We start from the raw sequence: 13582 nt of genomic DNA, 5'->3' as shown, positions 1-13582 counted from the left end.
TTTTTAGTGGGGTAAAAATAATCAAACATAATTTAATGGCTCTAATAAGCGTTAAATTTTAATTAATTAAAATCAGTATCCTTTTTTTAATTTGTTAATTTGTCTAAAAATTTTCTAAAATGATTTTACGCTTGCTCTTTTTTGGAATTGTTTTATTTGTCATTGAGCTTTATGCTTATCAAGCCTTTAGAACTTTAATTAAGTTGAAATGGGTATTAGTGTCTTATCAGATAATTAGTCTTGCCCTTTTTGTTTTTATTATTTATTCCTTTACGTTATTCGATCGTTCTGTTGGACAAACCAAGCAAACTATGTTTACGATGGGATTGTTGCTTTTGGTTTATGTCCCGAAAATTGTAATGTCAATTATTCTTTTGGGAGAGGATGTATTCAGAATAGCGGCAGGAGCTGTTAATTATTTTATTGATAATAGTGCCAATACTGGTTTTTTGCCTTCAAGGCGTAAATTCGTTAGTCAAGTAGGGCTAGGGTTGGCCGCGATACCTTTTTTGTCTTTGATTTATGGGATTTTTGAAGGAAAGTATAATTATAAAGTGGTGAAACAAGCGATACATTTCCCTGATTTGCCAGATGCTTTTGATGGTTTTACGATTACTCAAATTTCAGATGTGCACAGTGGAAGTTTCGATGATCCAGAAAAAATCAATTATGCGATTGATTTGGTAAACGAACAAAATTCGGATTTGATTTTATTTACGGGAGATATTGTTAATACGCATGCCAAGGAAATGAATCCGTGGATTGAAACTTTCAATAGAATTGAGAAGCCTCAATATGGTAAATATTCGGTTCTTGGTAATCATGATTACGGTGAGTATGTAACATGGCCGACCCAAGTTGCGAAAGATGAAAATTTTGAAGCCATAAAGAACTTGTACGATCAAATTGGTTTTACATTGTTGTTGAATGAACATACTTTTATAGAAAAAGATGGGGATAAAATTGCATTAGTTGGTGTGGAGAATTGGGGACATAATTTCAAGCAGGCTGGTGATTTAAAGAAAGCCTCACAACATTTGACCAAAGAAGATTTTAAAATCTTAATGAGTCACGATCCAAGCCATTGGGATCATGTTGTACAACACGACGAAAAGCATTTTCATTTAACGCTGTCGGGTCATACGCACGGAATGCAATTTGGCATTGAAATTCCAGGTTATTTTAAATGGAGTTTGGCTCAGTATGTTTATAAACAATGGGCCGGATTATATGAAAACTTGGGGAGATACGTTTATGTAAATCGTGGATTTGGGTTTCATGCGTATCCTGGTAGAGTCGGAATTATGCCTGAGATCACGGTAATTCAACTAATAAAGGGAGAAAAATTAGTATAGTTAGTTTTAAATGCTAAATTTGCAAGATAATATCTCTTTTCGAAAGTATTAGAAATTAAACATTTTGGTTTTATGTCAAAATTTGGAGAACTTATAAACGCTCAAGTTCCTGTGTTAATTGATTTTTACACAGATTGGAACGAACCTTCGGTATCAATGCATCCGGTTATTAAAGATGTGGCTGCAGCACTTGGTGATAAAGTGAAGGTAATAAAGATAGATGTAGATAAAAATCAAGAATTGGCTGATGCTCTACGTATCAAAGGCCTTCCTACTTTGATGATCTATAAAGAGGGGCATATGGTCTGGAGGCAATCCGGAGAACTGGATGCCAATACCATTATAGGACTTGTCCAAGAACAAATCTAAATTCAGTACTCTTTTATCGAATTATATCAAATTCAAATCCTTTTTGTTTTAGTACTTCTATGGATCTAGGTAGTGTGTATTCTAGGTTTTTGAATGCTTTTATACTGTCGTGAAAAACGATTACACTTCCTGACCGTGTGTTTTGCAGTACGTTTTCTAAACATTTTTCCGGTGAAATGCTTTGGTCAAAATCGGCACTCAGAACATCCCACATAATTATTTTGTATCCTAATTGGCGTAGTTTTTTGGACTGCGTTGTTTTTATTTTCCCGTAAGGCGGTCTAAAAAGTTTGCAGTGTTCAGTATTTAGTTCGCAGTTGTGATAGGTGTCAGATAGAGTTTGACACATTCTTATGTTATCAATATAGCCTTCAGTTTTGGTACTCCAGCCATTCAGATGATTGAAAGTGTGATTCCCTATTGCATGACCATTGTCGATTATTTTGTTAAAAATTGCGGGATGTTTTTGGATGTTTTTTCCAATGCAGAAAAAAGTGGCTTTTATTCGATGTTCTTTTAATACGTCCAAAACCCATTCTGTTATTTCGGGTGTTGGGCCATCATCAAAAGTTAAGTAGACTTTATTGTTCACATTAGGAATGTCCCAAATGTAATTGGAGAATATTCTTTTAATGAGGGAATGTGTTTTGATCCAATAAAAATTCATCTTTCAATACTACGATTAAATGTAGTTTAAACAAAAAAAATGCAGTGCTTTTTTATCAGCACTACATTTTTTGAGAGGTTCTAAATCTAAAAATTATTCTTTTTCACGTCCAAAACGAGCGAATATTTCGATATAGGTATTAAAAGTTTTTTTGCTTTTGTTGTAATACGTGGTATCTCCACTTTCTTTCATTACTTGTAATAATCCTCTATAACGCTCTAGATCTGTAATGATCTCCATCGTGATGCCTGATTGCTCAGACGGGCTTAATTTTGAATAATAATTAAGATTGTCGGTATATTTGCCAATTAATTTTTCAAGTAAATCATGAGCTTTTACTTTATCGCCTACCTGATAATACCCTTTTGCAAATGGCTCCAATACGGAGTAGTATCCAAATTTCTCCAAAGGCATTTTTGTCATGGCCAATTCAATGATATTTTTTGCTTTGTCTGTCTTTCCTTCTGCAATGAGTTGGTTCATCAAACGGGATAGATTCATTCTGTAGGTTAAGCTTTCTCTTCTGGTCTCAGGATCGTGATAAATTTTGTCACTTTCGCTATTGCCCCAATCCCATTTCATTATTTTGGCGTACATGTTTTCAGAGTCAATTCTTCCCATATCCATTTGGCCAGCATCTTTTGGTAATGCTGTTTTTATTGGGACTAATTTATAAACCATACCTTCCAGTTGAAGATATTCTTTCATCCATAAGTAATCTTCAGGATCAAAAGCACCTCCACTAAAATAAACAGGTCTTTTCCAGTTGTTATTGGCGATAAGATCCAGCATCATCAATCTGTTTTTGTATAAAGCACTTCCTTTTATCTCAATATCAATGCTAGGAACGATAGAGTCAATCAATTTTGGATCAACTACTTTATTCTTAATGATGGTGGCTTTGTCAATTGGAAATTTAATTTTATTGGTTGGGTAAAAATGAATAGTTTGTCCATTCTGCATCTCAACAGTCGATTTTGGATTTTTTATAAATTCAATAAAATCTTTTATGTCCCAACGGCTTTCTGTTTTAGGGATGTGGGCAACATAATCTAATTTATCACCTACATATTCATCATGAATAAACGAAATTGGTAAAGGCTCCGATTCGTATGCTTTTCTTTTCATTTGATCAATATACCAATCCGTCATAAAAAGACTCGTGTTAACAATTTTTATGTCGGTACGGATGCCTTCTATTTCTTGGGCGTACCAAAGAGGGAAAGTGTCATTGTCTCCTATGGTAAATAAAATAGCATTAGGGTCGCATGACTGTAAATACGCTTTTGCCATAGCAGTGGCGGTGTATTTTTCAGAACGATCATGGTCGTCCCAATTTTGGAATGCCATAAGTGCTGGAGCGGCCAATAAGCATCCGCCAATAAGTATTGGGCCAGCAATTTTTGGAGCTAAGTAGCTGCGAAGGCTTTCGTATAATGAATAAACTCCAAAACCAATCCAAATGGCAAAAACATAGAATGAGCCTACTAATGCATAATCTCTTTCACGAGGCTCAAAAGGTCTTTCATTCAGGTATATTTTTAATGCAATTCCTAAAAATAAGAATAGAACCAGTAAAACATAAAAGCTTTTTCTGTCTTTGCTTGCATGATACATGATCCCAATAAGTCCTAATATAAAAGGCAAAAAGAAATAAACATTGCGTCCTTTGTTGTTCAAAACGTCTGCGGGTAAATTGTCTTGAGATCCTACATGTAAAGTGTCGATAAATGGAATTCCGCTTATCCAGTTTCCGTCCAAATAATCGTATCTTCCTTGTTCGTCGTTTTGTCTTCCAACAAAATTCCACATTAAATACCTCCAGTACATATAACCAAATTGGTATTCGAACATAAAGCTAAAATTGTCTGCGGTAGTTGGCTTTTCGATGATTAAGTAATCACCGTAATGTTTCAGAAAAGAAACATAGCCTTCATTGTCGATCTGTTTTTGAGCATAAGCTTGTCTAAACTCGGCAATGGTTTTTTCGGTTTCGTTCTTTAATTGAGCAATGGCTTTATTGTAATCTTCTTCACTTAATTGATTTGGGTCTAAGCCGTATTTTGCTAAATCATCCTCATAAGGGTAGTCGGGATTCATTCTAAATGCAGGTGGATTTGTGAAATTCATGTAGTTTTCAACATGATCAGGGCTCCACATTCTTGGTAAAATGGTTTTTTGATTGTCGTCACTATTTTGTTCCGCATTTTTATAATTGTTTACAATAACGTATTTGCCCGTTTTGTAATCTCTTTCGTAGTTAGGTGCTTTGTCGCGGTAAGGGTTGTCAGCGTCTAATCCTGCAAAAGTTTCAGTGTACTGTGGGCCGTAAAATAATGGATTTACACCATACTGTTCCCTGTTGTAATAAGCTAGGACTTCGGCGGCATCCGAAGGTTTGTTTTCGTTAATTACGGTATTTGAATTGGCACGTATAGGTAACATCAACCAAGTTGAAAATCCTATTAGAATAAAAAGAACGCATAAAATAAGCGTATTGTAATGTACAAGATTTTTTTTGCGGGTGTATTTCAATCCAAAATAGAAGAATGCGATAAGAAGTAATGTTACAAAAATTGTCCCCGAGTTAAAGGGAAGTCCCATTGAATTAACCATGAAAACTTCGGTTTTACCAAAGAATGCCATTGTTAATGGTAGTAATAATTTAAAGATAAAAAGCAAAACGGATACAACTACAATATTGGCAATGATGAAGTTTTTTATCGTTACTACTTTGTGATTTTTAAAGAAATAAAGAAATCCAATTGCTGGAATAGTTAATAAAGCCATAAAGTGGACGCCAAACGATAGTCCAACCACTAATGAAATTAATAGCAACCATCGATTCCCTCTTGGCGTGTCCATTTCTTGTTCCCAACGTAATCCCAACCATAAAAGTAGAGAAATTAGTAAGGAAGCCATCGCATATACTTCGGCTTCTACGGCGTTGAACCAAAAACTATCTGAAAAAGTGTATGCTAGTGCTCCAACAAAAGAGCTGCCAAGAATGACAATAGCGTTGTCTTTGTTGATTTCAGTATATTGAGAAATTATTTTCTTCAAAATCATAGAAGAAGACCAAAACATAAATAGTATAGTAAAGGCACTTGAAAAAACAGAGGTCATGTTTACCATTAATGCAATATGTTCTTTGTCTATGGCAAACATGGCAAAAAAGGCTCCAATCATTTGAAACAAAGGTGCTCCTGGTGGATGGCCAACTTCTAATTTTGCTGCTGTAGCAATGTATTCTCCGCAATCCCAAAAACTCATGGTAGGTTCAACCGTAAGAGTGTAGGTTATTAATGCGATTGAAAATGCAACCCAGCCTGTAATCGTATTCCATTTATTGAAATTGAAAGATGCCATATAGTAGTTTTCTGTGTTTTTTTATATTTATTTTTTGTGTTACAAAGAAAATGTTTTTTTTTTTAATGTTTGTCTCCATTATTGTAATTTTATGTAAAAGAATTCGATTTTGATAACTTTATGTTTATTAGTATTTTAGAGGGTGTTGGTTTGTGAAAAGAAAATTATTTTCATTTTTTTTAAATAAAAAACCAAAAAAAATTTGCGCAAACTGAATTTTGTTCTAAATTTGCACTCGCTAAGCAAAACAACAGTAGCTAAGCAAAACGGAATTGGTCTATGGTGTAATGGTAACACAACTGTTTTTGGTGCAGTCTTTCAAGGTTCGAGTCCTTGTAGACCAACAGAAAGCCTCTCAAATTTGAGAGGCTTTTTTTTATGCCTTTTATTTTGGGGTGTGTTTGAGGTTTTCGAATGTGAAATCGAATGTGTTTAGGTTTAAATCTTAAATGTGACCACTGGTCTTGAAGTGTGATTTACCAAGTCTTCGGATATGCTGCCACTAAAGAAATGGGTTAAGGCGGTTCTTCCATGAGTGCAAAGAGCTATTAAATCGGCATTTTTTGCATTTGCGTAGTTGATTATGCCTTTTTCTATATTTGTATCGTTGTAGGTTTCCATTGAATAGTCAGGCATGTCGAATTCGGCAACAAATTCTTTCATTATTTTCTCGGCAGCAGTTGTGCTTTTGAAGCTGTTTGGGGTGCAAATCATTACCAGTTTTAATTTTGCGTTAAAAATCTTGGCGAATTTCAGTAATTCAAGAAATGGTTTTTTTATTTCTTTTGAAAAATCGGATGCAAAAACTATTTTTTTGATATCTAGCTGATCTACTTCCTGTTTGATGATTAAGACAGGAATGTTTGATAGGCGTACCACTTTTTCAGTGTTGGTTCCTATGAATATTTCCTCGAATCCAGAACTTCCATGCGATCCCATGACGATTAGGTCAATGTCGTTTTTATTGGCGTAAGTGGCTATTCCTTTGTATACATTGTCTAATAGTATGACTTCTGTGATTGGAATTCCTTTTAAATAAGGGCGGTCTTTGATGCTTTTGAGGATTTCATCTGCTTTTTGTTTGAACAGCATGATCGCAGGAATGCTTGTTTCACCAGTTACGGCATCGTTGCTTTGTCCAGGCAATTCTAACATATGTATTAAAACGATTTCAGCATTGTTTTTTTTGGCAATTTGAGCTCCCGCTTCAATGGCTTGATCGGCATATTTTGAAAAATCAGTAGGAATTAGTATTCTTTTCATGGTAGGTTAGTTTTTATTCCTGTAAAAAAAACAGGGTTTTGTTGATACTTTAAAGGTATAATTTTTTTTAATAGTAATCAATTTTTTTTGATTTATAAAAAAACACTATATTTGCACCGTTATTTATTAAAACTTAAATAATGAGGGGACTAATGTCCCCTCTTTTTATAAAGATATGACATTCAAAGAAAAAGTAATAGCAGTATTAGATGAAGCTCTTTTAGAAAAGCCAACGGTTTTTTTAATTGATCTGACCATTACGGATGCTTTTAAAGTTATTATAGGTATTGATGGGGATAATGGTGTGGTTTTACAAGACTGCATTGATATTAGCCGCGCAGTTGAAAATAATTTAGATAGGGAAGAACAAGATTTTTCTTTAGAAGTAGCATCAGTAGGAGTAGGGTCGCCATTAAAATTGGTTAGACAATACAAAAAAAACATAGGAAGAACATTAATTGTTAAGACTGCTACAGAAAATATTGAAGCAGAATTAGTTGAAGCTAATGATCTTTTTATAATTTTGTCTTGGAAAGCTAGAGAACCCAAAAAAATAGGTAAAGGAAAAGAAACAGTTCAAAAAGAATTGCAAATTCCTTACTCAGATATTAAAGAAGCAATTGTTACAGTAACATTTTAATTAAAGAATTCGCATGGAAAATTTAGCATTAATCGATTCATTCTCAGAGTTTAAAGATGATAAACTTATTGATCGTGTAACGCTTATGGCAATTTTGGAAGATGTATTTAGAAATGCATTGAAGAAAAAATACGGTTCAGATGATAATTTCGATATCATTATCAATCCTGATAAAGGTGATATGGAGATTTGGAGAAGAAGAGTAATCGTTGCTGACGAGGATTTGGATTTTGAAAATGAAGAGATAACTCTTACTGAAGCTAGAAAAATTGAATCTGATTTTGAAATTGGGGAAGAAGTTTCTGAAGAAGTGAAGTTAATAGATTTGGGTAGAAGAGCAATTTTAGCTTTACGCCAAAACTTAATATCTAAAATACACGAACACGATAATACGAATCTTTACAAGCAATTTAAAGATATTATTGGTGATATTTATACTGCCGAAGTACACCATGTGCGTCCTAGAGTGGTTATTTTGGTTGATGATGAAGGAAACGAAATCATATTGCCAAAAGAAAAACAAATACCTTCTGATTTTTTCCGTAAAGGAGATAATGTTAGAGGAATAATTGAAAGTGTTGAATTGAAAGGAAACAAGCCTCAAATTATAATGTCCAGAACTTCTGAAAAGTTCTTGGAGAAATTATTTGAACAAGAAATCCCAGAGGTTTTTGACGGTTTAATTATGGTTAAAAACGTAGTGAGAATTCCTGGTGAAAAAGCAAAAGTAGCCGTAGATTCTTATGATGATCGTATTGATCCAGTTGGAGCTTGTGTGGGTATGAAAGGTTCTCGTATTCATGGAATTGTTCGTGAATTAGGAAATGAGAATATTGACGTAATTAATTATACTAGTAATATTCAATTGTATATTACAAGAGCATTAAGTCCTGCTAAAGTTTCTTCTATTAAAATTAATGAAGAAACCAAAAGAGCCGAAGTGTTTTTGAAGCTGGAAGAAGTTTCAAAAGCAATTGGTAGAGGTGGACACAATATTAGATTAGCAGGTCAATTGACCGGTTATGAATTGGATGTAATCCGTGAAGGAGACGTTGCTGGTTCTACATCAGATGATGATGATGTTGAATTAACAGAGTTTTCAGACGAGATTGAAGATTGGGTAATTGAAGAATTTGCAAAAATTGGTTTGGATACTGCTAAAAGTATCTTGAAACAAGATGTAGAGGATTTGGTTAGACGAACAGACCTAGAAGAGGAAACGATTCTAGATGTAATGAGAATATTGAAAGAAGAATTTGACAGTTAGTCAATAGATCTTCAACGATAAACGTGCCACTTTACAATTAATTCTTGCTCGGTAGGTATCGAGTTAGAAGTAAAGTGAGGAATAACAAAAAAGGTAATAATAAAAAGGTTTTATGTCTGAAGAGAGAATTATTAGAATAAACAAGGTTTTAAGGGAATTAAATATTTCGTTAGAAAGAGCTGTGGATTATCTAAAAGATAAGGGAATTGCTATAGAGGCAAATCCAAACGCTAAAATTTCTGATCAGGAATTTAATATCCTACAAAGTCAGTTTGCAGGCGACAAGGGGAATAAAGAAGCTTCAAAAGAAGTAGGCGAAGAGAAAAGGAAAGAGAAAGAGGCGTTGCGTGTTGAGCGAGAAAAAGAAGTTGAAGACAAACGCAAACTTGAAGAAGACCGATTGAAACAACAAGAAGTTATTAAAGCAAGAGCTGTTTTGTCAGGGCCTGTTCAAGTAGGGAAAATTGATCTTAATCCTAAAAAACCTGCTGTAGCTCCTGCTCCCGTTATTGCTGAAAAAGTGATCGCTCCTAAAGATGTAATTCAAGAAGAAAAGCCTGTTCAAAAAGAAGCTATTCAGAATGAGGTTTCTGTTGAAAAACCGATCCAAAAAGAACCTTCTGTTGAGAAACCAGTAGTTGAAAAACCAGTAGTTGAAAAACCAGTAGTTGAAAAACCAGTAGTTGAGAAAACTATCGTTGAAAAACCAGTTGAGGAAACGAAAGAGGTAAAACATATACCTGGTATTAAAGAGGTTAAAAAAGTGGAGAAACCTGAGGTTGTTGCTGAGAAAAAAGTGGAACCTGTTGCTGGAGAAACTCCAGTAGAGGAATCTATCACAACTCAGTATCAAAAACTTTCGGGTGCTACTTTGACTGGTCAAGTTATTGACTTGTCTCAATTCAACAAACCTAAAAAGAAAAAAGAAGAGCCTAAAATCACTCCTAATAAACCAGGTGCGCCAGGTGCAGCGGGAGCGAATAGTGCTAACAAAAATAAACGCAAAAGAATTGCTCCGAAACCGGGTGCGCCTAGGCCGCCTGCAGTTCCGGGAGCGCCTAATCCTAACAAAATCACTCCAAACACAGGAGGAGGTGGTTTTAATGCTAACAGAAGTGCTAGACCTGGATTCGTAAAAGGAAACAGACCTGCTATTGTAGCAAAAGTGGAGCCAACAGAAGAGGAAGTTAAAAACCAAATCCGTGAAACTCTTGAAAAACTTCAAGGAAAAGGTGGTAAATCTAAAGCGGCAAAATACAGAAGAGATAAAAGAGATACACACCGTCAGAAATCGGATGATGAGCAAAGAGCTATTGACGAAGGAAGTAAAACAATAAAAGTTACTGAATTTGTTACTGTAGGTGAAATTGCAATCATGATGGATGTGCCAATTACTAAAGTGATTGGAACGTGTATGTCACTTGGAATCATGGTTACCATGAACCAGAGACTTGATGCGGAAACTTTAACTATTGTTGCCGATGAGTTTGGCTATGAAGTTGAATTTATCACGGTAGATATTGAAGAAGCAATCCAAGTTGTTGCTGATAAAGAAGAAGATTTAGTATTCAGAGCGCCTATTGTTACTGTAATGGGTCACGTCGATCACGGTAAAACATCTTTACTGGATTATATTCGTAAAGAAAATGTTATTGCAGGTGAGTCAGGTGGAATTACACAGCATATTGGAGCTTACGGAGTAACTTTGGATAACGGTCAAAAAATCGCATTCTTGGATACACCAGGTCACGAAGCGTTTACTGCTATGCGTGCACGTGGAGCTCAAGTAACAGATATCGCTATTATTGTAATTGCTGCAGATGATGACATCATGCCGCAAACCAAAGAAGCAATTTCTCATGCTCAAGCTGCAGGGGTTCCAATTATATTTGCTATCAATAAAATTGATAAACCAAATGCGAATCCTGAAAAAGTAAAAGAAAGATTAGCTGGAATGAACCTTCTTGTTGAAGATTGGGGTGGGAAAATTCAATCTCACGATATATCTGCAAAAGTGGGAACTGGTGTTAAGGAATTATTAGAGAAAGTATTATTAGAAGCGGAATTGTTAGATTTGAAATCGAATCCTAATAAAGCAGCTCAAGGCACGGTTGTTGAAGCTTTCTTGGACAAAGGAAAAGGATACGTTTCGACTATATTAGTGCAACATGGAACCCTGAAAGTGGGTGATTATATGTTGGCTGGAAAGCATCATGGTAAAATTAAAGCCATGCATGATGAGAGAGGAAATATAGTTACTGTTGCAGGTCCTTCGACTCCAGTATCAGTTTTAGGTCTTGATGGAGCGGCAACTGCGGGTGATAAGTTCAATATCTTTGAAGACGAAAAAGAGGCAAAACAAATTGCAGCTAAACGTTCTCAATTAATGCGTGAACAATCAGTACGTACACAAAGACATATTACATTAGATGAAATTGGACGTAGAATTGCATTAGGTCAATTTAAAGAATTGAACATTATCCTTAAAGGAGATGTGGATGGTTCTGTTGAAGCCTTGTCTGATTCGTTCTCTAAATTATCTACTGACGAAATTCAAATTAATATCATTCATAAAGGAGTTGGTGCGATAACAGAAACTGATGTTATGTTGGCTTCTGCTTCGGATGCAATCATTATTGGATTTAATGTTCGTCCTGCTGGAAATGCGAGACAATTGGCAGACAAAGAAGAAATTGATATCCGTTATTATTCTATTATCTATGCAGCGATCGATGACTTGAAAGATGCAATGGAAGGAATGTTAGCGCCAGAAATGAAAGAAGAAGTTCTTGGTACTGCTGAAATTAGAGAGATATTCAAAATCTCTAAAGTTGGTTCTATTGCAGGAAGTATGGTTATGGATGGTAAAATTGTTAAAAACGCCAAAATGAGAATTATCAGAGATGGTGTGGTTGTCTTTACTGGAGAGTTATTAGCATTGAAGCGATTTAAAGATGATGTAAGAGATGTTGCCAAAGGATACGATTGTGGTATTCAAGTGAAAGGATATAATGATATCGAAGAAAGAGATATTATTGAATCGTACCATGAAGTAGCGATCAAGAAGAAATTGAAATAGAATTTCGATATATTTAAAGTTTAAAAAATCCCAATTCGTTGGGATTTTTTTTATTTAAGCATAATTTGGAAATAAGGGGCTGGCTGAAGCTAGAACTTTATTTGAAAGAAGAGATACAGATTAATAATCTAAAATACATAGCAAATGGTGATGAACCGAATTGGGATTCTTGGTGCAATGCCTGAAGAAATAAACGGCATAGTTTTGTTACTTAAGGATAGGAAAGAATTAGTAAAGGGAATGCGTACCTATTATTTAGGCACAATAAATGGAGTAGAAGTAGTAGTAGTTTTTTCCCGTTGGGGAAAAGTAGCTTCCGCCACGACTGTAACCCATTTAATGGTAGAATTTGGGATTACGCAATTGTATTTTACAGGTGTTGCGGGATCTGTTAGCCCGGATTTGGCCGTTGGAGATATAGTTGTTGCGAGTAGTTTGGTGCAGCATGATATGGATGCTCGTCCTATTATGAAGCAGTTTGAAATTCCTTTATTGGGTAAAACGGAATTGTTTCCGCCAAAAGAGTTGTTGGAAAAATCATTTCATAAAGTTAAGAAACTAGAAAGTGCTAAAGAATTATTGCAGCTGATTTCATTGAAACAAAGAGAAATGTTTTTCATTTCAAATCCAAAAGTCTTTCTTGGGAAAATCGCTAGTGGGGATAAATTTTTTGCTAATAATGGTGAAAAAGAAAATCTTTTAAGGTTGCTTCCTGATGTATTGTGTGTGGAAATGGAAGGAGCGGCAGTTGCTCAAGTGTGTTTTGAATACGGCATTCCTTTTGTGGTTATCCGCACGATTTCGGATGCTGCAAATGAATCTTCATCTGTCGATTTTAAAGAGTTTGTGGGGCAAGTTGCATCTAAATTTGGAGTTGCAATTATTCAGGCTTTACTAAAGGAGTAATTTGTTTGCAATAGGTTTTTTTAAACAGTTGGGATTAAATACAGAAGCACCGTTATAACCTGAATTAAATTTAATAATACATAAAAAAAGCAAAGAGAATCAATGTTGTCTTTGCTTAGGTACTTATTGTTTAAAGAAAATGTAAATCGAAAGAAAAATTAACTTGAATCAGATTTTAGTTTATATAATGGAGTAGGTGTGTGAATTGAATAAGCCTTGTTTAGTAGTTTATTTGCTTGGCTTAATTAAAAATACAGTTTTGTACTTTTTTTTGATCTCTATAAGATTTCGCTCCGCTTCCATTCTATTTCTAAAATTTCCAACCCATACTTTGTAATTGGGTGTGTTGAAAATAATGGTGCCATCTATAGTTTTGAATTCTTGTTTGAACTCGCTCAAAGTTTTTTTAGCGGTTTCGCTTGGGCCGTTGAATATTTGAATTTTGTAGCGGTCATTGTAAGGTAAATTGGTGTTTATTTTTCTTTTTTCATTCAATATTTGCTCGAATTTCGGGTCTTGATTTAGGGTTGAATTCTGACTTTGTGCTTTTAAAGTGTTGCTGTAATTTAACAGGATAGTATAAAGTAGTACTGATTTTAGGGATCTTAAAATTCTCATAATGTGATTGTTTAAAATGCAAAAATAGTATTTAATGGGTTAGTGAAAA

At 34.7% G+C, this 13582-nt stretch carries 10 protein-coding genes and 1 tRNA gene; 7 read left to right on the top strand and 4 right to left on the bottom strand.

Going from position 1 to position 13582, the window contains the following annotated elements; genetic code table 11:
• Positions 1-119 precede the first annotated feature (119 nt).
• Positions 120-1355 (top strand): metallophosphoesterase, encoded by a 1236-nt coding sequence (locus tag DB891_RS05645; protein WP_116761461.1) that lies wholly within the window; start codon positions 120-122, stop codon positions 1353-1355.
• A 72-nt stretch (positions 1356-1427) separates the two neighbouring features.
• Complete coding sequence (locus tag DB891_RS05640) at positions 1428-1724, top strand: thioredoxin family protein (protein WP_116761459.1); 297 nt, start codon at positions 1428-1430, stop codon at positions 1722-1724.
• Positions 1725-1737: 13 nt separating this feature from the next.
• Here DB891_RS05640 and DB891_RS05635 read toward each other — a convergent pair whose 3' ends face one another.
• On the bottom strand, positions 1738-2391 hold the full coding sequence (locus DB891_RS05635; RefSeq protein WP_116761457.1) for a polysaccharide deacetylase family protein: 654 nt from the start codon (positions 2389-2391) through the stop codon (positions 1738-1740).
• A gap of 93 nt (positions 2392-2484) precedes the next feature.
• The gene (locus tag DB891_RS05630; RefSeq protein WP_116761455.1) at positions 2485-5760 is read right to left on the bottom strand and encodes a glycosyltransferase family 117 protein; all 3276 of its coding nucleotides are present in this window, start codon (positions 5758-5760) and stop codon (positions 2485-2487) included.
• A gap of 273 nt (positions 5761-6033) precedes the next feature.
• Between DB891_RS05630 and DB891_RS05625 the strand changes: the two genes are divergently transcribed.
• Positions 6034-6104, top strand: a tRNA-Gln gene (locus DB891_RS05625).
• Between the two features lie 94 nt (positions 6105-6198).
• Here the strand turns inward: DB891_RS05625 and DB891_RS05620 are convergent.
• Positions 6199-7023, bottom strand: a complete 825-nt coding sequence (locus DB891_RS05620) for a universal stress protein (RefSeq protein ID WP_116761453.1) — start codon at positions 7021-7023, stop codon at positions 6199-6201.
• A gap of 175 nt (positions 7024-7198) precedes the next feature.
• Between DB891_RS05620 and rimP the strand changes: the two genes are divergently transcribed.
• From rimP to DB891_RS05600, 4 genes are all read left to right on the top strand, one after another.
• Positions 7199-7663: a ribosome assembly cofactor RimP gene (gene rimP, locus DB891_RS05615; RefSeq protein WP_116761451.1), complete on the top strand. Its 465-nt coding sequence runs from the start codon at positions 7199-7201 to the stop codon at positions 7661-7663.
• 13 nt (positions 7664-7676) lie between these two features.
• Positions 7677-8930: a transcription termination factor NusA gene (gene nusA, locus DB891_RS05610; protein WP_116761449.1), complete on the top strand. Its 1254-nt coding sequence runs from the start codon at positions 7677-7679 to the stop codon at positions 8928-8930.
• A gap of 112 nt (positions 8931-9042) precedes the next feature.
• The gene (infB, locus tag DB891_RS05605; protein ID WP_116761447.1) at positions 9043-12009 is read left to right on the top strand and encodes a translation initiation factor IF-2; all 2967 of its coding nucleotides are present in this window, start codon (positions 9043-9045) and stop codon (positions 12007-12009) included.
• Between the two features lie 144 nt (positions 12010-12153).
• Positions 12154-12915, top strand: coding sequence for a 5'-methylthioadenosine/adenosylhomocysteine nucleosidase (locus tag DB891_RS05600; RefSeq protein ID WP_116761445.1), 762 nt, complete (start codon positions 12154-12156; stop codon positions 12913-12915).
• Positions 12916-13143: 228 nt separating this feature from the next.
• Here the strand turns inward: DB891_RS05600 and DB891_RS05595 are convergent, their stop codons facing one another.
• Positions 13144-13533, bottom strand: coding sequence for an SPOR domain-containing protein (locus DB891_RS05595; protein WP_116761443.1), 390 nt, complete (start codon positions 13531-13533; stop codon positions 13144-13146).
• Positions 13534-13582 lie beyond the last annotated feature (49 nt).

Source organism: Flavobacterium laiguense (genome assembly GCF_003097655.1).
GTDB lineage: Bacteria > Bacteroidota > Bacteroidia > Flavobacteriales > Flavobacteriaceae > Flavobacterium > Flavobacterium laiguense.
Note: the sequence above shows the minus strand (reverse complement) of the source record. Positions and strands in the feature narration are given on the sequence as shown.